At 72.4% G+C, this 17908-nt stretch carries 17 protein-coding genes; 5 read left to right on the top strand and 12 right to left on the bottom strand.

Going from position 1 to position 17908, the window contains the following annotated elements; genetic code table 11:
• Positions 1-61: 61 nt before the first annotated feature.
• The 6 genes from ACYBSK_RS02700 to rsmI all read right to left on the bottom strand — a co-directional run bounded on the left by ACYBSK_RS02700 (position 62) and on the right by rsmI (position 5929).
• Entirely contained in the window at positions 62-955 is an 894-nt protein-coding gene (locus ACYBSK_RS02700; RefSeq protein ID WP_460245054.1) for a 4-(cytidine 5'-diphospho)-2-C-methyl-D-erythritol kinase, read from the bottom strand.
• The gene (rsmA, locus tag ACYBSK_RS02695; RefSeq protein ID WP_457475199.1) at positions 952-1818 is read right to left on the bottom strand and encodes a 16S rRNA (adenine(1518)-N(6)/adenine(1519)-N(6))-dimethyltransferase RsmA; all 867 of its coding nucleotides are present in this window, start codon (positions 1816-1818) and stop codon (positions 952-954) included. Before rsmA ends, ACYBSK_RS02700 begins: the two co-directional genes overlap by 4 nt.
• 178 nt (positions 1819-1996) lie before the next feature.
• A complete protein-coding gene (locus ACYBSK_RS02690) occupies positions 1997-3343 on the bottom strand; it encodes a ubiquitin-like domain-containing protein (RefSeq protein WP_460245053.1) in 1347 nt (448 codons plus the stop codon).
• 168 nt (positions 3344-3511) lie between these two features.
• The gene (locus ACYBSK_RS02685) at positions 3512-4390 is read right to left on the bottom strand and encodes a TatD family hydrolase (RefSeq protein WP_460245052.1); all 879 of its coding nucleotides are present in this window, start codon (positions 4388-4390) and stop codon (positions 3512-3514) included.
• A gap of 24 nt (positions 4391-4414) precedes the next feature.
• Positions 4415-4855 carry a hypothetical protein gene (locus ACYBSK_RS02680; RefSeq protein ID WP_457475196.1) on the bottom strand — a complete coding sequence of 147 codons (441 nt, stop codon included), beginning with the start codon at positions 4853-4855 and terminating at the stop codon, positions 4415-4417.
• A 198-nt stretch (positions 4856-5053) separates the two neighbouring features.
• Positions 5054-5929, bottom strand: a complete 876-nt coding sequence (gene rsmI / locus ACYBSK_RS02675) for a 16S rRNA (cytidine(1402)-2'-O)-methyltransferase (RefSeq protein ID WP_457475195.1) — start codon at positions 5927-5929, stop codon at positions 5054-5056.
• Positions 5930-5992: 63 nt separating this feature from the next.
• Between rsmI and ACYBSK_RS02670 the strand changes: the two genes are divergently transcribed.
• The 5 genes from ACYBSK_RS02670 to ACYBSK_RS02650 all read left to right on the top strand — a co-directional run bounded on the left by ACYBSK_RS02670 (position 5993) and on the right by ACYBSK_RS02650 (position 12766).
• Entirely contained in the window at positions 5993-7765 is a 1773-nt protein-coding gene (locus ACYBSK_RS02670; RefSeq protein ID WP_460245051.1) for a dolichyl-phosphate-mannose--protein mannosyltransferase, read from the top strand.
• 125 nt (positions 7766-7890) lie between these two features.
• Positions 7891-9522, top strand: a complete 1632-nt coding sequence (locus ACYBSK_RS02665; protein WP_460245050.1) for a penicillin-binding transpeptidase domain-containing protein — start codon at positions 7891-7893, stop codon at positions 9520-9522.
• A gap of 145 nt (positions 9523-9667) precedes the next feature.
• On the top strand, positions 9668-11383 hold the full coding sequence (locus tag ACYBSK_RS02660; protein WP_460245049.1) for a penicillin-binding transpeptidase domain-containing protein: 1716 nt from the start codon (positions 9668-9670) through the stop codon (positions 11381-11383).
• A gap of 55 nt (positions 11384-11438) precedes the next feature.
• Positions 11439-11918 carry a YbaK/EbsC family protein gene (locus ACYBSK_RS02655; RefSeq protein WP_460245048.1) on the top strand — a complete coding sequence of 160 codons (480 nt, stop codon included), beginning with the start codon at positions 11439-11441 and terminating at the stop codon, positions 11916-11918.
• The gene (locus ACYBSK_RS02650) at positions 11915-12766 is read left to right on the top strand and encodes an EamA family transporter (protein ID WP_460245047.1); all 852 of its coding nucleotides are present in this window, start codon (positions 11915-11917) and stop codon (positions 12764-12766) included. Before ACYBSK_RS02655 ends, ACYBSK_RS02650 begins: the two co-directional genes overlap by 4 nt.
• A gap of 14 nt (positions 12767-12780) precedes the next feature.
• Here the strand turns inward: ACYBSK_RS02650 and ACYBSK_RS02645 are convergent, their stop codons facing one another.
• The 6 genes from ACYBSK_RS02645 to ACYBSK_RS02620 form a co-directional block, all read right to left on the bottom strand.
• A complete protein-coding gene (locus ACYBSK_RS02645; RefSeq protein ID WP_457475189.1) occupies positions 12781-13170 on the bottom strand; it encodes a VOC family protein in 390 nt (129 codons plus the stop codon).
• A gap of 88 nt (positions 13171-13258) precedes the next feature.
• Positions 13259-14032: an SDR family NAD(P)-dependent oxidoreductase gene (locus ACYBSK_RS02640; protein WP_460245046.1), complete on the bottom strand. Its 774-nt coding sequence runs from the start codon at positions 14030-14032 to the stop codon at positions 13259-13261.
• Positions 14033-14041: 9 nt separating this feature from the next.
• Positions 14042-15214: a serine hydrolase domain-containing protein gene (locus ACYBSK_RS02635; protein ID WP_460245045.1), complete on the bottom strand. Its 1173-nt coding sequence runs from the start codon at positions 15212-15214 to the stop codon at positions 14042-14044.
• A 46-nt stretch (positions 15215-15260) separates the two neighbouring features.
• Positions 15261-16037 (bottom strand): energy-coupling factor ABC transporter ATP-binding protein, encoded by a 777-nt coding sequence (locus ACYBSK_RS02630; RefSeq protein WP_460245044.1) that lies wholly within the window; start codon positions 16035-16037, stop codon positions 15261-15263.
• Entirely contained in the window at positions 16025-16786 is a 762-nt protein-coding gene (gene cbiQ, locus ACYBSK_RS02625) for a cobalt ECF transporter T component CbiQ (protein ID WP_460245043.1), read from the bottom strand. Before cbiQ ends, ACYBSK_RS02630 begins: the two co-directional genes overlap by 13 nt.
• A 1-nt stretch (position 16787) precedes the next feature.
• The gene (locus ACYBSK_RS02620; protein ID WP_460245042.1) at positions 16788-17849 is read right to left on the bottom strand and encodes an energy-coupling factor ABC transporter permease; all 1062 of its coding nucleotides are present in this window, start codon (positions 17847-17849) and stop codon (positions 16788-16790) included.
• Between the last annotated feature and the right edge of the window lie 59 nt (positions 17850-17908).

Genomic DNA, 17908 nt, shown 5'->3' with positions numbered 1-17908 from the left:
CCCGGCACATCAAGCCCCTCCGGCGATTGAGGAGCGGGGTCTGGGGCGGAGCCCCAGGGGGTTAGAGGAGGGTGGCGCCCGGGGCGGGGGATGGGGCCACGCGGGCCGTGCGGCACAGGTCCGACCCGGCCAGGGCCGCCGCAACCTTCCGCGCCGAGGACTCGTCACCCGCGAGGAACGCCGTCGTGGGCCCGGACCCCGAGACGAGCGCGGCCAGCGCCCCCGCCGAGGTACCCGCCTCAAGCGTGTCCTTCAGGGACGGGAAGAGGGAGAGCGCCGCGGGCTGGAGGTCGTTGGTGACCGTGGCGGCGAGCGCCTCCACGTCGCCGGTGCGCAGCGCCTCCAGGAGGGCGGGCGCGGCGACGGGCTCCGGGGGCGCGTCGGGGCTGAGGCGGTCGAACTCGCCGTACACCGCCGGGGTGGACAGCCCGCCGTCCGCCGCGGCGAACACCCACCAGAACTCCCCGCCCACGTCGAGCGGCTGAAGCTTCTCGCCCCGCCCGGTGCCGAGCGCCGCCCCGCCGACCAGGCTGAACGGCACGTCGCTGCCCAGCTCGGCGCAGATGTCGAGGAGTTCCTCGCGGGACGCGTTCGTGCCCCAGAGCGCGTCGCAGGCGACCAGCGCGCCCGCCGCGTCCGCGGAGCCGCCCGCCATGCCCCCGGCGACCGGGATGTCCTTGGCGATGTGGATACGGACGGTGGGCTCGCCGAGACCGTGGCGCTCGGCGAGGGCGAACGCGGCACGGGCCGCGAGGTTCGTACGGTCCAGCGGGACCTGGTCGGACCCCGGACCCGTGCAGGTCAGCGCGAAGGCGTCCGCCTCCGACACCGTCACCTCGTCGTACAGCCCCACGGCGAGGAAGACGTTCGCCAGGTCGTGGAAGCCGTCCGCGCGGGCGCCGCCGACGGCGAGCTGGACGTTGACCTTGGCGGGTACGCGTACGGTCGCACTCACTGGTTCCTGGCCTCCGCGATCCGGGCGAACTCGTGGACGGTCAGCGCCTCGCCGCGCGCCTGCGGGGAGACGCCCGCCGCGACCAGCGCCTCCTCGGCGGCCTGCGCCGAACCCGCCCACCCGGCGAGCGCGGCGCGCAGCGTCTTGCGGCGCTGGGCGAAGGCGGCGTCGACGACCGCGAAGACCTCCGCCTTGGAGGCGGTGGTGGGGATCGGTTCGGCGCGGCGGACGAGGGAGACGAGGCCGGAGTCGACGTTCGGGGCGGGCCAGAAGACGTTGCGGCCGATCCGGCCGGCGAGCTTGACCTCCGCGTACCAGTTGGCCTTCACGGACGGGACGCCGTAGACGCGGGAGCCGGGCCCGGCGGCGAGCCGGTCGGCGACCTCGGCCTGCACCATCACCAGTGTCCGCTCGATCGTCGGGAACGTGTCGAGCATGTGCAGCAGGACGGGCACGGCGACGTTGTACGGGAGGTTCGCGACGAGTGCCGTGGGGGCGGGGCCGGGGAGCTCGGTGACCTGCATCGCGTCGACGTTGACGAGGTCGAAGGCGTCCTTCTTCGCCGGGAGGCGGGCCTCGATCGTGGCGGGGAGCGCCGCGGCGAGCACGTCGTCGATCTCGACCGCCGTGACGTGGCGGGCGGCTTCGAGGAGCGCGAGGGTGAGTGAGCCGAGACCGGGTCCCACCTCGACGACGGCGTCGTCCTCGGTCACGTTCGCGGTGCGGACGATGCGGCGGACGGTGTTGGCGTCGATGACGAAGTTCTGGCCGCGTTGTTTGGTCGGCCGGACGTTCAGCGCCGCGGCGAGTTCGCGGATGTCCGCGGCGCCGAGAAGGGGACCCTGAGGCTCTGTGCTACTCACCGTTCAAGGGTAGCCGTGCCCACCCCGCGACCTCACGGCCACGGGGCTCCGCCCCGGACCCCGCTGCTCAATCGCCGCAGGGGCTCCATCAACCCACACCCGGGACCGCAGCCCCCATCCAGCCCCGCCGGCGTTTGAGGCGCGGGGTCCGGGGCGGAGCCCCGGGGGTGTCACCCCGTTACAGGCGGGAGCCGCAGTGGGGCCACGGGGAGGCGCCGCGGCTGACGTAGAGCTTCTTGGCGCGGTAGGTCTGCTCGGAGGCAGGCGCGTCCTGGGGGCGCCCCGAGCCGCCGAGGCTCTGCCACGTCTGCGTGTCGAACTGGTACAGCCCCCCGTACGTCCCCGACGGATCCGTCGCCCCCGGCCGCCCACCCGACTCGCACGCCGCGAGCCCGGACCAGTTCAGGGAGTCCGCGCCGGCCACCGAGTCCGGCATGGTCTTCGTGCCCACCCGCACCACCTGCGTTTGCGGCTCCCGCACGACCTCCTGCTTGATCCGGCGCGGCTTCATCCTGACCCCGTTGACCGTCCGCACCGCGTAGGTGACCCGCTTCATCCCCGGCTCCCCGGCCCGCGTGACGACCTCCGTGCCCTGGAACAGCGAGTCGTCCTCCGTGCGCTCGGTCGCGTACGGGATCGGCACCTCGCGCACCTCCTTGGAGCCGGTCACCCGCATCACCGTGATGACCTGCCCGTCGCGCGGGAAGCCGTTCTGCGGCACCGACGTGGTGTCCTGCCCGCGCAGCGTGACGCCCGCGTCCGCGACGGCCTCCCGCACGGTCGCCGCGTTGGTGCGGATGGTGCGCCGGTTGCCGTCGGCCATGATCGTGACGCTGCGCTCGGTGCGGACGTCGAGGGCCAGGCCGTGCCGGGCGATCCGCTGGGAGCGGGAGGCCGAGACGTACGCGCCCTCCGCCCGCACCCCGAGCTGTTTGAGCGCGCCGTGCACGGTCTGCGCCGTCGTCCACACCTCGCGGCGCTGTCCGTCGAGGGTGAGCCGGACGGGCCGCCCGTAGCGGACCGCGACCTCGTCGCCGCTGGCGAGGGCGGCGTCCGCGCCGGGTGCCACGACGTCGTGCTCGCCGACGTCGACGCCTTCGTCGGCGAGGAGTTCGGTGACGTCGTCGGCGAAGGTGTGCAGGGTGCGTTCCTTGCCGTCGACGCTGAGGCGGATCGCCTTGTCGTCGGCGACGAACGCGGAGGTGCCGCCCGCGAGGAACGCGACGACGAGGGCCTGCGGCACCAGCTTGCGCAGCCCGTCGGGCCGCGGCGCCGCCTTCTTGCGCCGCGCCGAGCGGCGCGCGGCGGCCCGCCCGCCGGGGGGCGCGGCCGCCGGTTCGGGGGCGGGCCCGGTCTCGGGCGTCGCCGTCGGCTGCGGCAGCCACGGCTCGGTCGGCGCGGCCGCGAAGTCCTGGGCCTCGTACGAGGCACCGTGCGCCGCCCCCTCGTGCCCCTCGTACCCGTCGTACGCGCCGTAGTACGGCTCGTACGGCGGCTCGTACGTCTCCTGCGGCGTATGACTCACGACGACGCTCCAGGCTCAAGGCACTCACGGCTGTCCGGGCCCGGGAGGGTCCGGATCGGGCGAGCAGAACCTAGCGGAGCAGTCGTCACTCAACAAAGCACCACGACTACGCTGCGTCGCGACTTTGCCCGGAGCTGACCGGACGTGAGCACGCCCGACCGTTATCGCTCAGTAATCGAAGGCGCGCGCGGTATTGGCGGAGACCGACGTCGCGAGGGCTTCCTCGGTGACGTCCTTGACCGCGGCCATGGCCCGCAGCGTGACCGGAATGAGATACGGGGCGTTAGGCCGACCGCGGTACGGGGCGGGGGTCAAGAACGGCGCGTCCGTCTCGACGAGGACCAGGTCGAGCGGGGCCACCGCGAGCGCGTCGCGCAGCGGCTGCGCGTTCTTGAACGTCATGTTTCCCGCGAACGACATGAAGTAGCCGTTGCGGGCGCAGATCTGAGCCATCTCGGCGTCGCCGGAGTAGCAGTGGAAGACCGTGCGCTCGGGCGCGCCCTCTTCCTTCAGGACGCGTAGCACGTCCGCGTGGGCCTCGCGATCGTGGATCACCAGGGCCTTGCCGTGCCGCTTGGCGATCTCGATGTGGGCGCGGAACGACTTCTCCTGCGCCGCCTTGCCTTCGGGCCCCGTACGGAAGTAGTCGAGGCCGGTCTCGCCGACGCCCTTCACGTGCGGGAGCGCCGCGAGGCGGTCGATCTCGGCGAGCGCCTCGTCGAGGCCCGCGTCGCCGAGGGCTTCCCGCGCCCCCTGCCGGGACCAGCCGTCGGGGTCGCCGTGCACGATGCGCGGCGCCTCGTTGGGGTGCAGGGCGACGGTCGCGTGCACGGCGGCATGCGCCTCGGCCGTCTCGGCGGCCCACCGCGAGCCCGCGAGGTCGCAGCCGACCTGCACGACCGTGGTCACACCCACCGACGCCGCCTTGGCGAGGGCCTCCTCCACGGTGCCCGCCTGCATGTCCAGGTGGGTGTGGGAGTCGGCGACCTCGCACTCCAGGGGCGCGGGCAGCGGCGGCGGGGTGACGTCCTTGGTGCTGGGGCTCATGCCCCCGATCCTACGAAGCCGCGCTCATGCGTCCCGCTTGTGGTGGCTGAAGGGGTGCAGGAGGTCCGACAGGTGCCAGTGGTGTCCTTCGCGCTCCGCCGCGTCCGGTTCCGGCACCTCGACGGGGCCGGCCTGCGGGGTGCGGTGGTGCTGGAGCGCGTCCCGGGCGGAGGAGACCCGGCCGGCGCGCATGATGCGTACGACGTGGCCCCCGCAGTTCAGGCACGTGGGCCGGGTCAGCGGCGACGGCACCCGCTCGCCCTCGACGACGTACATGACGAACTCCGCACCGTCCCCGTCGACGTGGTGCTCTATCTCGTAGGACTGCTCCCAGCCGTGCCCGCAGCGCATGCAGGCGAAGGAGTACGACTCGTGGGCGATGGATGTCGCCGTGCCGCGAGGCGTTGCCGGTACCGGGGGCGTCTGTGCACCGATGGGTGTCTTGGAGACCGCGAACTCGCTCATGCCAGCTCCTCTTGCCCGCTGGACAAACGCTGCGCTCACGCAGCGTGGGGACGGGTGCGTCCCCTTCAACCAGTGGACGCCTCCGTGGGGCCGAGCGCAAAAGACCTGTCGACTGTTGGATTCGATTTGGCTTTTCCCTGCCGAAAAGGCCCCGGCGCGCGGTCTTCGCTTTGCCTTTCAGGTTAGTCCTTTACGCCCTTATGGGGTGGTCCGAGCCGCATTCTTTGCCGCCACGACGGCATCGAACACCTCGCGCTTGGGCAGCCCGGCGTCGGCCGCGACGGCGGCGATGGCCTCCTTGCGCCGCTCCCCCGCCTCCTCGCGCACCCGCACCCTGCGCACCAGCTCATCGGGGGTGAGGTCGTCGCCGGACTTCTCCGGGGCGCCCTCGACGACGACGGTGATCTCGCCGCGCACACCCTCGGCGGCCCACTCGGCCAGTTCCTTCAGGGGGCCGCGCTTCACTTCCTCGTACGTCTTGGTGAGCTCGCGGCACACGGCGGCGCGGCGCTCCTCGCCGAACGCCTCGACCATCGCGGCGAGGGTGTCGTCGAGGCGGTGCGGCGCCTCGAAGTAGACGAGGGTGCGGCGCTCCTCGGCGACCTCCTTGAGGCGGGAGAGGCGCTCGCCCGCCTTGCGCGGCAGGAAGCCCTCGAAGCAGAACCGGTCGACCGGGAGGCCGGAGAGGGCGAGGGCGGTGAGCACCGCGGACGGGCCGGGCACGGCCGTGACCCGGATGTCCCGCTCTACGGCCGCCGCGACGAGCCGGTACCCGGGGTCGGACACCGACGGCATCCCCGCGTCCGTCACGAGCAGCACCCGCGCCCCGCCGGCCAGCGCCTCGACCAGCTCCGGCGTACGGGCCGCCTCGTTGCCCTCGAAGTACGACACGACACGCCCGCCGACCTGCACCCCGAGCGCCTGCGTGAGCCGCTTCGTGCGCCGGGTGTCCTCGGCGGCGACGACATCGGCGGTGGCCAACTCCTGGGCGAGCCGCGGCGGCGCGTCCGACACGTCACCGATCGGGGTGCCGGCCAGTACAAGGGTTCCGGGGGATTCTGCGGTTCCTGTCACTGTTCCAGTCTCGCAGGGGCGGGCGACAGGACTCGCACAGTCGGGTTCCCTACGATGGCGCGCGTGACCAGTACCGCGTCGTCGTCCGGGGCGACTCCGACCAGCGCACCGACCGAGCAGGCCGCCACCGCGGAGCCGGAGCAGTCGTCGTGGCTGCGCGGGCTGCGCGGGTTCGGATACCGGGCTGGGGAGAAGACGGCCAGAAGCGGTGACGTGGGCACGCGCCTGGTGCCGCCGTTCCCGCCGCTCGGCAGCCGCCTGTGGGCGTCGTTCGGGCTCAGCCGGTTCAGCGCGGCGCAGGCGGAGCGGATCGTCGGCTGGGCGGGGCCGCTGCTGGTCACGCTCGTCGCGGGCCTGGCGCGGTTCTGGAACCTGGGCAGCCCGAAGGCGGTGATATTCGACGAGACGTACTACGCGAAGGACGCGTGGGCGCTCATCCACCGCGGCTTCGAGGTGAACTGGCCGAAGGACGCCAACGACAAGATCCTGGCCACGGGCGGAGACGTGCCCATCCCGCACGACGCCTCGTACGTCGTGCATCCGCCGGTCGGCAAGTACGTCATCGGCATCGGCGAGTGGATGTTCGGGTTCGACCCGTTCGGCTGGCGGTTCATGACGGCGGTCCTCGGCACGCTGTGCGTGCTGATGATCTGCCGGATCGGGCGGCGCATCTTCCGCTCCACGTTCCTCGGCTGCCTGGCGGGCGGCCTGCTCGCCGTCGACGGGCTCGCGTTCGTGATGAGCCGCACCGCGCTGCTCGACTCGGTACTGGTCTTCTTCGTGGTGGCGGCGTTCTGCTGCCTGGTGCTCGACCGGGAGCGCTCGCGCGAACGGCTGGCCGCCGCGCTGCCCGTCGACGAGCGCGGCCTGCCGCGCCCCGACGCCGAGGTCGCCGAGACGCTGCGCCTGGGGTGGCGCCCGTGGCGGCTGCTCGCGGGGCTGTGCCTCGGGCTCGGCGCCGCGACGAAGTGGAACGGCTTCATCTTCCTCGCCGCCTTCGCCCTGATGTCGGTGCTGTGGGACGTGGGTTCGCGGCGGGTGGCGGGGGCCCGGCGCCCGTACCTGGCGGTGCTGAAGCGGGACGTCGTCCCGGCGTTCGTCTCGACGGTCCCGGTGGCCGTCGCCACGTACGTGCTGTCGTGGCTCGGCTGGATCCTCTCCCCCGACGACGGCTCCGGCGGCTACTTCCGCAACTGGGCGGTGACCGACGGCAAGGGCGGCAACTGGACGTGGCTGCCGGACTGGGTGCGCAGCATGTGGCACTACGAGCACGAGGTGTGGAACTTCAACACCAACCTCAGCTCGCCGCACACCTACCAGTCCAACCCGTGGAGCTGGATGGTCGACGGCCGCCCGGTCTCGTACTTCTACGAGTCGCCGAAGCCCGGCGCACAGGGGTGCCCCGTCGACGCCACCGAGAAGTGCGCCCGCGAGGTCCTCGCGCTCGGCACGCCGCTGCTGTGGTGGGCGGCCTGCTTCGCGCTCCTGTACGTGCTGTGGCGCTGGTTCTTCCGCCGCGACTGGCGGGCGGGCGCGATCCTGTGCGGCATCGCGGCGGGCTACCTCCCCTGGTTCCACTACCAGGAGCGCACGATCTTCTACTTCTACGCGGTCGTCTTCGCCCCGTTCCTCTGCCTGGCCCTGGCGATGATGCTCGGCGCGATCATCGGCAAACCGGGCTCGTCGGAGCGCCGCCGGGTGATCGGCGCGACGGGCGCGGGCGCGCTGGTCCTGCTGATCGCCTGGAACTTCATCTACTTCTGGCCCATTTACACCGGCGACGCGATCCCGATCGACTCCTGGCGTTCACGGATGTGGCTGGACACCTGGGTGTGAGTCGCTTTCGGTCAGTTTTGTGATCTCAATCCGGACACCTTCGGACATCATCTGCGGAACTCGCGGCTCTCCGGCCACCCGACGTGCTTACAGTCCCTTCCGTAAACCTGGGGAGGGGGCGCTTCATGCGCAAGGGGGCCAAGGTCGCCGTCGTCGGCGGGGTGTTCGCCGTGATGGTGGGCGGCGCGGGGTACGGGGCGTACAACCTCGTCACGGCGGTCACGGGCGGGAACACCGTGTCGTCGCAGGGCTCGGAGTACAAGTCGGGGCCGCCGTCGGGCGACGAGGTGAAGGAGACGTCGGAGCAGTTCCTGGAGGCGTGGGCGAAGAACGATCCGGCGGCCGCGGCGCGGCTCACGGACTACGCCGACAACGCGATGCGCGTCCTGGAGGACTGGCACGACAGGGCGCACATCACCCGCACCGAACTGACGGCGACGAAGGCGGACGGCGCGAAGGTCGCCTTCCACGTCAAGGCCACCGTCACGTACGGCAAGAGGACGAAGACGATGGCGTACGACTCCTCGCTGACGGTCGTCCGCGGCAAGACCACCGGGCGGGCGCTGGTCGACTGGTCGCCGACCCTGGTGCACCCCGCGATGAAGGCGGGCGACACGCTCGTCACCGGTGAGGCGGCCGTGCCGTCGATCGAGGCCGTCGACCGGAACGGGACGGTGCTGACGAAGGACAAGTACCCCTCCCTCGGCCCCGTCCTGGACCAGCTGCGCGCCAAGTACGGGGATTCCGCCGGGGGTTCGTCCGGCATCGAGACGTACGTGGAGCGGACCGACGCGAACGGGGAGACCACCACCGCGAAGACGCTCCTCACGCTCGCCGAGGGCGAGCCCGGCAAACTGCGCACGACGATCAGCGCGACCACGCAGGCGGCCGCCGAGCAGGCCGTGAGGAAGTACCCGGACTCGTCCGTGGTGGCGGTCAAGGCGTCCACCGGTGAGGTGCTGGCGGTCGCCAACCAGGCGAAGGGCGAGTTCAACGCGGCGTTCCAGGGCGGCACCGCGCCCGGCTCCGTGATGAAGATCCTCACCGCGGCGGCGCTGATCGACAACCGGGTCACCTCGGCGAACGGCCCGGCGCCCTGCCCCGATTCGGCCGTCGCCATGAGCCAGACCTTCCGCAACCTCAAGGGCCTGCGGGCCAACGAGAACGCGACGCTCGCCGACAGCTTCGCGCGGTCCTGCAACACCGCCTTCATCAAGCTCTCCGACGACCTGGGCGCGGCGAAGTTCGCCGCGGAGGCGGAGGACCGGTTCGGCCTCGGCAAGGACTGGAAGACGGGGATCGTCTCCCGCGACGGCTCCGTGGAGCTGCCCGGCGACTCCGACGACGCCGCCGCGATGATCGGCCAGGGCAAGGTCCAGATGAACCCGCTCAACATGGCGTCCGTCACGGCGACCGCCATCACCGGCACGTTCCACCAGCCCGTCCTCGTCTCCCGCAAGGTCGACGACCACCCGCTCGCCACGGCGAAGGGCCTGCGGCCCGGCACCTCCGACCAGCTCCGGCAGATGATGCGGCTGACCGCGACCAGCGGCACCGCCGCCACGGCCATGGCGAACGTCCCCGGCGACAAGGGCGCCAAGACCGGCTCGGCCGAGGTCGACGGGCAGGGCGACGCCAACTCCTGGTTCGCGGGCTACACCGGCGACGTCACGGCCGCGGCGACGGTGCCGCGCGGCGGACACGGCGGCGACGCGGCGGGCCCGATCGTCGCGACGGTGCTGCGGTCGGGTACGTAGAGGACATACGCATCAGGGCGTAACAAAGCCTCAACAAGGGCGAACAGACGCATCCGCCGCCACTACCACGTCGTTCAGTCCTGTGGAAAGTGCGCTCAGGACCACCCCGTACCCTGGGCCACCCGTAGATCTCCGGAGGACTCAGGTGGGCAGCAGAGGCAGGCGTCGCGGTGAGACGCGGCGCAACACGAACGCCCTGGTGATCGGTGGCGTCGCCGCCGTCGCCGTGATCGGGGCCGGCGTCGGCGCGTACGCCCTGATCGGGAACGGGGAGTCGACGGGCAGCACCTCCGCATCGGCGGACGACGGCAGGCCCGAGGTGCCGACGGGCCCGCCCTCCGCGAAGGAAGTACGGGCCACCGCCGAGGGGTTCCTCACCGCGTGGCAGGCCGGGGACGCCGCGAAGGCCGCCACGTACACGAACGACCCCACCGCCGCGAAGAAGGCGCTCGCCGCCCTCGCCGAGGACGCCCACCTCACCGGGCTGAAGCTCACGCCCGGCACCCGCAAGGGCGCCGGCCTGCCCTTCCACGTCACGTCCACGGTGAAGTACAAGGACGGCAACGGCTCCGGGACGTCGTCGGCCGAGCTGACCAAGCCGTTCGCGTACGACTCGGCGCTGACCACCGAGCGCCGCAAGAGCGACGGCAAGGTCCTCGTGGACTGGCAGCCGTCCGTGCTGCACCCGGACTTGAAGGAGGGCGACCACCTGGCGACCGGCGAGGCCGGCGACCCGCCGGTCAAGGCCGTGGACCGGGCCGGGGACGAGCTGGACACGAAGAAGTACCCCTCGCTCGCCACCGTCGTCGACGGCCTGCGCGACAAGTACGGCAAGAAGGCGGGCGGCACCGCCGGTGTCGAACTGCGCGTCGTACGGGGGAAGTCCGAGGGGAAGTCGGACAAGAACGCGCTGCCCGACAAGACGCTGCTGACCCTCTCCAAGGGCACGCCGGGCACCGTGAAGACGACGCTCGACCCGGCGCTCCAGGCCACCGCCGAGAAGGAGGTCGGCTCGCGCGAGAAGGCCTCGGTCGTCGTCGTGAAGCCGTCGACCGGCGAGATCCTCGCCGTGGCGAACTCCAACCCCGGCTTCAACACGGCGTTCCAGGGCTCGCTCGCGCCCGGCTCCACGATGAAGGTCGTCACGGCGTCGATGCTGCTCGACAAGAACCTCGCGGACGTCGACAAGAAGCACCCGTGCCCGAAGTACTTCACGTACGGGCACTGGAAGTTCCAGAACGACGACAAGTTCCAGATCAAGAACGGCACGTTCAAGGCGAGCTTCGCCGCGTCCTGCAACACCGCCTTCATCAGCCAGGCCCCGAAGCTCGACGACGACTCGCTGACCAAGCAGGCGCAACAGGTCTTCGGCCTCGGCCTCAACAACTGGTCGATCGGGGTGTCGAGCTTCGACGGCGCGGTGCCGGTGCAGTCGCAGGCGCAGATGGCGGCCTCGCTGATCGGGCAGGGCGGCGTCCGGATGAACCCGCTGAACATGGCGTCGGTGTCGGCGACGGTGAAGTCCGGCACGTTCCGCCAGCCGTACCTGGTCTCGCCGGACGTCGACAACCGGACGCTCGCCAAGGCGGCGAAGCCGCTGTCCGCCTCGACGGCCGCGAAGCTGCGCGACCTGATGCACTACACGGCGGTCGCGGGGACGGCCGTGAAGCCGATGTCCGGGCTCGGCGCCGACATGGGCGCGAAGACCGGTTCGGCGGAGGTCGACGGGCAGAAGGAGCCCAACGGCTGGTTCACGGCCTACCGGGGCGACCTCGCGGCGGCGGCCGTGGTCCAGCAGGGCGGGCACGGCGGCGACTCGGCGGGTCCGGTCGTCCGCAAGATGCTGCTGGCGGGCGGCTGACCGAGGGCCGAAACAGGGTCGCGTGCCCCGTACACGGAGGGCTAGCGTGCGGGGCATGACGACAGCAGCGCACCCCCGTTTCGCCGAAGCGGCCGAGGCCATGGGCCTGGCCGAGCTCCTCCCGCGCGTACGCCGCTTCCCGGAGGCGACCCGGACCGCGCAGGAGGCGGCGGCTGCCATCGGCTGCGAACTCAGCCAGATCTGCAGGTCGTTGATCTTCGCGGCGGACGGGGTGCCGGTGCTCGTCCTGATGGACGGCGCGTCCCGGGTCGACCTGGACCTCGTCCGCGCCGAGCTGGGCGCGGAGAAGGTGACGCGTGCGAAGGCGGACGTGGTGCGGGAGTTCACCGGGTACGCCATCGGCGGCGTCCCGCCCTTCGGTCACGCGCACAAGACCCGGGTCCTCGCCGACCGTTCGCTGCTCGGGCACGACACGGTGTGGGCGGCGGCCGGCAGCCCGTACGCCGTCTTCCCCATGGAGCCCAAGGAGTTGATCGCGCACGCGGGCGCCGCGCTCGTGGACGTGCGCGAATGACTCCGGTGGTCACCGCGGCGGTCCTGCTCGCCGCGGTGACCCACGCGTCGTGGAACGCGCTGGCCCACCACATCACGGACAAGCTGGTCGGCTTCACGCTGATATCGGGCGGCGGAACGCTGATCGGTCTCGTCCTGGCGTTGTTCGCGCCGGTACCGGCGGCGGGGGCGTGGCCCTACCTCGTGGCGTCGGCGCTCCTGCACATCGCGTACTACGCGCTGTTGATGACGTCGTTCAGGCTCGGCGACTTCGGGCAGGCCTACCCGATCGCGCGCGGCACGGCGCCGCTGGTGGTGACGGTGCTCGCGGCGGTCTTCGCGGGCGAGGTGCCGGGCGGCTGGCAGGCGGCGGGCGTGGCGGTGTGCTGCGCGGGGCTGACGGGGCTCGCGGTGTGGGGGCTGCGGGGGTCGGGGCGGCGGCCGGACTGGCGGGCGCTGGGCGCGGCGCTGGCGACGGGCGTGTCGATCGCGTCGTACACGGTGGTGGACGGCCTGGGGGTACGGGCCTCGGGGTCGTCGGTCGGCTACATCGCGTGGCTGATGGTGCTGGAGGGGATCGCGGTGCCGGTGTACGCGGTGTACCGCTGGCGCGGCGAACTGGTGGGGCGGTTGCGGCCGTTCGCGGGGCGGGGGCTGCTGGGCGCGGCGCTCTCGGTCCTCGCGTACGGCTTGGTTCTCTGGGCCCAGACCCGCGCGGACCTCGCCCCGATCTCCGCGCTCCGGGAGTCGTCGATCATCGTCGGGGCGGTGATCGGGGCGGTCTTCTTCAAGGAGCGGTTCGGCGCGGCGAGGCTTGTCGCGGCGGGTGTGGTGGTGGCGGGCATCGGCCTGATGCTGCACGCCGGGTGAGGGTGGTCCGCTCCTCAGTCGCCGGAGGGGGCCGGGTGGTCCGGGATCGGGCCGCGTTCCACGCAGAGTTCGTTGCCCTCGATGTCGTGGAGGGTGACCCAGCCGCGGCCGTCGGGGCGGCGGTGGTCCTCGTGGAGGGTGGCGCCGAGGGCCAGCAGGCGGTCGACCTCCTGGTCGCGGCTGCGGTCCTGGGGCTGGAGGTCCAGGTGCACCCGGTTCTTCACGCTCTTGCCCTCCGGGACCCGGATGAACAGCAGCGTCGCGTTCGCGCTCTCGACCAGCGCCTCGTCGTCGCCCGGGGCGTCCTCGTCGGAGACCTTGGCGTCCAGCACGGCGGCCCAGAACGTCGCCAGGACATACGGATCGGCACAGTCGAAGCTGATGTGGCGCACGAGTGAACTCATGCGTGCAGCTTGGCCATTGACGATCGCCCCCGTCCACCCCTTTTCGTTTCGAGCCCCTGCGGCGATGGAGCAGCGGAGCCCCGTGGCGTCAGCCGCGCAGGGCCATGAAGCCACTGCTGACCGCGGTCGTCCCGCCGTCGACCGGCAACGTCACCCCTGTCACCCACCCCGCGTCCCCGGACGCCAGGAACGCCACCGCCGCCGCGATGTCTTCCGGCTCCCCGACCCGCCCGAGCGGATACAACGTCCGCATCCGGTCGAGCTGTTCGTCCCGCCCCGCCCACGCCGTGGTCCGCACCGTCCCGGGCGCGACCAGGTTCACCCGCACGCCCCGCGGCCCGGCGTGCCCGGCCAGGGTCCGCGTCAGGGACCCGAGCCCCGCCTTCGCCGCGCTGTACGCGTGATTGCCGAAGTCCTGGATCCCGTTCACGGAACCGATGTTGACGATGGCGCCGCGGCCGGAGACGGCCAGGTGCGGCAGCGCGGCCCGCGCGCACCGGTAGGCGCCGGTGAGGGTCAGATCGAGGTCGCGGGCCCACACCTCCTCGTCCTCGTCCTCGAAGAGCGGGGCGTCGGGATGGCAGGAGTAGGCGTTGTTGACGAGGACGTCGAGCCGGCCGAAGGTCTCGACGGCGCACGCGACGGCCGCCTCGACGGCGGCCCGGTCCCCGACGTCGCAGCCGAACTCCCTCGCCGTACCGCCCCGTTCACGGATCTCCGCGGCGACCTTCCCGGCCGCCGCCTCGTCGATGTCGCTGACGAGGACGCTCGCGCCCTCCTCGGCCAGCCGGTGCGCGGTGGCGGCGCCGATGCCGCGCCCGGCGGCGGTGATCAGCACCCCGTACCCCTCGAATCGCTTCATACGCGGACGCTAACCCGCGTTCAGCGCCTCCCGCAGGGACTTCACCAGCGCCTGAGCCCGCGGGTCCGCCGTGACGCCCGTGCGCATTCCGTTCGTCACGTAGCCGAAGGCGATGCCCGTCTCCGGGTCGGCGAAGCCGAGGGCGCCGCCGCGGCCGGGGTGGCCGAAGGAGTGCGGGGACAGGAGCGGGGACGCGATGCCGTGGAGCATGTAGCCGAGGCCGAAGCGGGACGGCGATATGAGCGTGCGGTCGGGCCCCGCGGAGTGTTCCGCGCGGGCCCGCTCCGCCGTCTCCGGCGTGAACAGGCGGGCGCCGCCGTCGACTTCGCCGATGAGCGAGGCGTAGAAGCGGGCCAGGCCCTCCGCCGTGCCGATGCCGTTGGAGCCGGCGAGTTGCGCCGCGCGGTACGCCGGGTCGTTCTCGTCCGCCGCCGGGGCGATCGTGCCGAAGGCGCGGCGGGTGAGCGACTCAGGGTTCTCGTACGCCTCGCGGATGGCGCGCTTGGGGCGGGCGCGGAGGCCCTCTGCGGTGGCCGGCGGCTCCACCGGCCCGACCCGGCCCGCCCGGTGGGCCTGCCCGTCCGGGAGACCGATCCACACGTCGGCGCCCACCGGGCCCGCGATCCGTTCGGCGACGTACTCCCCGATGGTGCGGCCCGTGACGCGGCGCACCAGCTCGGCCGTCAGCCAGCTGTACGTCTGCGCGTGGTACCCGTGGTCCGTCCCGGGCGCCCAGAACGGCTCCTGCGCGGCGACGGCCGCCGCGGCCAGGTCCTGGTCGGCGGCCTCGGCGAAGGTCAACGGGCGGTCGAGGGCGGGCACCCCCGCCCGGTGGGCGAGGACGTCCCGTACGCGGGCGTCCTCCTTGCCGTGCGCCTTGAACTCGGGCCAGTACGCGCCGACGGGCGCGTCGAGGTCGAGCTCGCCGCGCTGGTGGAGCAGGAGCAGCGCCGCGGCGGCGATCCCCTTGGTGCCGGAGCGCAGGAGCTGGGCCGTCCCCGGCTGCCACTCCTCGTCCCCGTCGACGTCCCGGGTGCCCGCGTACAGGTCGATGATCCGGTGGCCGTCCCGGTACACGACGAGCGCGGCGCCGCGCTCACCACGGGCCGCGAAGTTCTCACCGAAGGCCGTGCGTACGCCGTCGAATCCGGGGGCCGTCGTGCCGTTCACTGCTGTGTCCACGAAAGGGTGCAACAGGGGGCGCCGCCCCCGCATTCCGGATGATCGATCACATCGCGGGGTCCGCCACCGACCGCGGGTCGAAGCCGAACGGCAGCTCCAGGCGGTGCGCCGCCATGAGGTCCGCGTCCCCGAGCAGCCCGCCCGTCGGCCCGTCCGCCACGATCTCCCCGCCGCTGAGGATCACCGAGCGGGGGCAGAGCTCCAGGGCGTACGGGAGGTCGTGCGTGACCATCAGGACCGTGACGTCCAACGAGCGCAGGATGTCGGCGAGTTCGCGGCGGGAGGCCGGGTCGAGGTTGGAGGACGGCTCGTCGAGGACGAGGATCTCCGGTTCCATCGCGAGGACCGTCGCCACCGCCACCCGGCGGCGCTGGCCGAAGGAGAGGTGGTGCGGCGGGCGGTCCGCGAACTCCTCCATGCCGACCAGCGCGAGCGCCTTGCGGACCCGCGCCTCCAGCTCGGCGCCCTTCATGCCCGCCGCCGCCGGGCCGAACGCGACGTCCTCGCGGACCGTCGGCATGAACAGCTGGTCGTCCGGGTCCTGGAAGACGATGCCGACCTTGCGGCGGATCTCCGCCATGTTCTTCGCGGAGACCGGCAGCCCGGCCACCGTGACCGTGCCCGCGCCGCCGGTCAGGATGCCGTTGAGGTGCAGGACGAGGGTCGTCTTGCCCGCGCCGTTCGGCCCGAGCAGCGCGACCCGCTCGCCCTTGCCGATGGTGAGGTCGACGCCGAAGAGGGCCTGGTGCCCGTCGGGGTAGGCGAAGGCGAGCCCGGAGACGTCCAGGGAGGCGGGTACGGAGGAATCAGTCACAGCGTCCATCCCATCAGGCACACCACGAGCGCCGCACCCGGCAGGGTCAGCGCGTACGACCACTGCGCGCGGGTGGCCGCCAGATCGTCGATCACCGGCATCGTCCCCGCGTAACCGCGGCTGACCATGGCGAGGTGCACCCGCTCCCCGCGCTCGTAGGAGCGGATGAACAGCGCGCCCGCCGACTTGGCGAGCACGCCCCAGTGCCGGACGCCCTTCGCCTCGAAGCCGCGCGACTGGCGGGCGATCTTCATGCGGCGCATCTCGTCGGTGATGACGTCGCCGTAGCGGATCATGAACGAGGCGATCTGGACGAGGAGCGGGGGCAGCTTGAGGCGTTGCAGGCCGAGGATCAGTTCGCGCAGTTCGGTGGTCGAGGCGAGCAGGACGGCGGCGGCGACGCCGAGGGTGCCCTTGGCGAGCACGTTCCACGCGCCCCACAGCCCGCTCTCGCTCAGCGACATCCCGAGCACCTGGACGCGCTCGCCCTCCGCCACGAACGGCATGAGGACGGCGAACGCCACGAACGGGACCTCGATGAGCAGCCGCTTCAGCAGGAAGCCCGCCGGGACCCGCGCCGCGTACGCCACGGCCGCGAGCAGCACCGCGTACAGGCCGAAGGCCCACATCGCCTCGCGCGGCGTGGAGACGACGACGAGGACGAAGCAGAAGACGGCCGCGAGTTTGGTGTGCGGCGGCAGTCCGTGCACGGGCGAGGTCCCGGCGCGGTAGAGCTGGTGGGCGTGGCCCGCACCCATGTCAGGACACCGTCTCCCGCGCCGGCACCTCGGTCGACGTCGCGTCGCTGGTGCGCCGCCTGCGCAGCGCCCAGAAGACGCCGGTTCCGGCGACGACGGTGACGCCGACGCCGATGACCCCGGCGAGGCCGCCGGAGAGGCGGGCGTCGGTGATGTCCTTCACGCCGTAGTCGGCGAGCGGGGAGTCGGAGGAGGCGTGCTCCTCGGTCTTCTTGTCGATGCCCTTGTCGTGGGCGACCTTCTCCAGGCCGTCGGGGTCGGCCGAGGCGTAGAAGGAGACGAAGCCGGCGAGGACGACGGAGGCGGCGAGGCCGGTGAGCCAGACCTTGCGGCTGGAGCGGGCCGCCACGGGGGTGGCCACCGGGGCGGGCGCGTCGACCAGCTCCCCGTTGACCTTCAGCTTCAGCGGCTGGTGCAGGCCGCGGGCCCCGTACACGAGGTCGGGGCGCACGGCGACGACCGCGCCGACGGTGAGCGCGGTGATCACGGCCTCGCCGATGCCGATGAGGACGTGCACGCCGACCATCGCGGTGGCGACCTTGCCGATGGAGACGTCGGTCGTCCCTCCGATGGCGTAGATCAGGGTGAAGACGACGGCGGCGGCCGGGACGGACAGCAGCGCCGCGACGAACGACGCCGCGGTGATCGAGCGGCGGGTGCGCGGCAGCAGCTTCACTAGGCCGCGGAAGACGAGGTAGGCGACGACGGTCGTGGTGATCGCCATGTCGGTGATGTTCACGCCGAGCGCGGTCAGGCCGCCGTCGGCGAACAACACGCCCTGCATGAGCAGCACCACGGACACACAGAGGACCCCGGTGTAGGGGCCCACGAGTATCGCGGCCAGCGCGCCGCCCAGCAGATGGCCGCTGGTGCCCGCCGCGACGGGGAAGTTGAGCATCTGCACGGCGAAGATGAACGCCGCGACCAGGCCCGCGAGGGGCGCGGCCCGCTCGGAGCCGAGTTCCCGCCGGGCGCCGCGCAGGCTGACGGCGACGGCGCCCGCGGCGACGACGCCCGTGGCGACCGACACGGGGGCGTTGATGAATCCGTCAGGGACATGCATGGCAGGGAGCTCCGCTCGGGGTCCGGGAAGGGCGTTCGGTCCGGCGTTCGGTCCGGCGT

It is taken from the genome of Streptomyces sp. BYX5S, from assembly GCF_054724165.1.
This window is presented reverse-complemented; position numbering and strand designations above follow the sequence as displayed.

Excerpts from the sequence above, each read along its gene's own strand:
- ACYBSK_RS02685 (WP_460245052.1), bottom strand. The coding sequence starts at position 4,390 with ATGAGCCCCAGCACCAAGGACGTCACCCCGCCGCCGCTGCCCGCGCCC.
- ACYBSK_RS02680 (WP_457475196.1), bottom strand. The coding sequence starts at position 4,855 with ATGAGCGAGTTCGCGGTCTCCAAGACACCCATCGGTGCACAGACGCCC.
- ACYBSK_RS02665 (WP_460245050.1), top strand. The coding sequence starts at position 7,891 with ATGCGCAAGGGGGCCAAGGTCGCCGTCGTCGGCGGGGTGTTCGCCGTG.
- ACYBSK_RS02655 (WP_460245048.1), top strand. The coding sequence starts at position 11,439 with ATGACGACAGCAGCGCACCCCCGTTTCGCCGAAGCGGCCGAGGCCATG.
- ACYBSK_RS02650 (WP_460245047.1), top strand. The coding sequence starts at position 11,915 with ATGACTCCGGTGGTCACCGCGGCGGTCCTGCTCGCCGCGGTGACCCAC.
- ACYBSK_RS02645 (WP_457475189.1), bottom strand. The coding sequence starts at position 13,170 with ATGAGTTCACTCGTGCGCCACATCAGCTTCGACTGTGCCGATCCGTAT.
- ACYBSK_RS02640 (WP_460245046.1), bottom strand. The coding sequence starts at position 14,032 with ATGAAGCGATTCGAGGGGTACGGGGTGCTGATCACCGCCGCCGGGCGC.
- ACYBSK_RS02630 (WP_460245044.1), bottom strand. The coding sequence starts at position 16,037 with ATGGACGCTGTGACTGATTCCTCCGTACCCGCCTCCCTGGACGTCTCC.
- cbiQ (WP_460245043.1), bottom strand. The coding sequence starts at position 16,786 with ATGGGTGCGGGCCACGCCCACCAGCTCTACCGCGCCGGGACCTCGCCC.
- ACYBSK_RS02620 (WP_460245042.1), bottom strand. The coding sequence starts at position 17,849 with ATGCATGTCCCTGACGGATTCATCAACGCCCCCGTGTCGGTCGCCACG.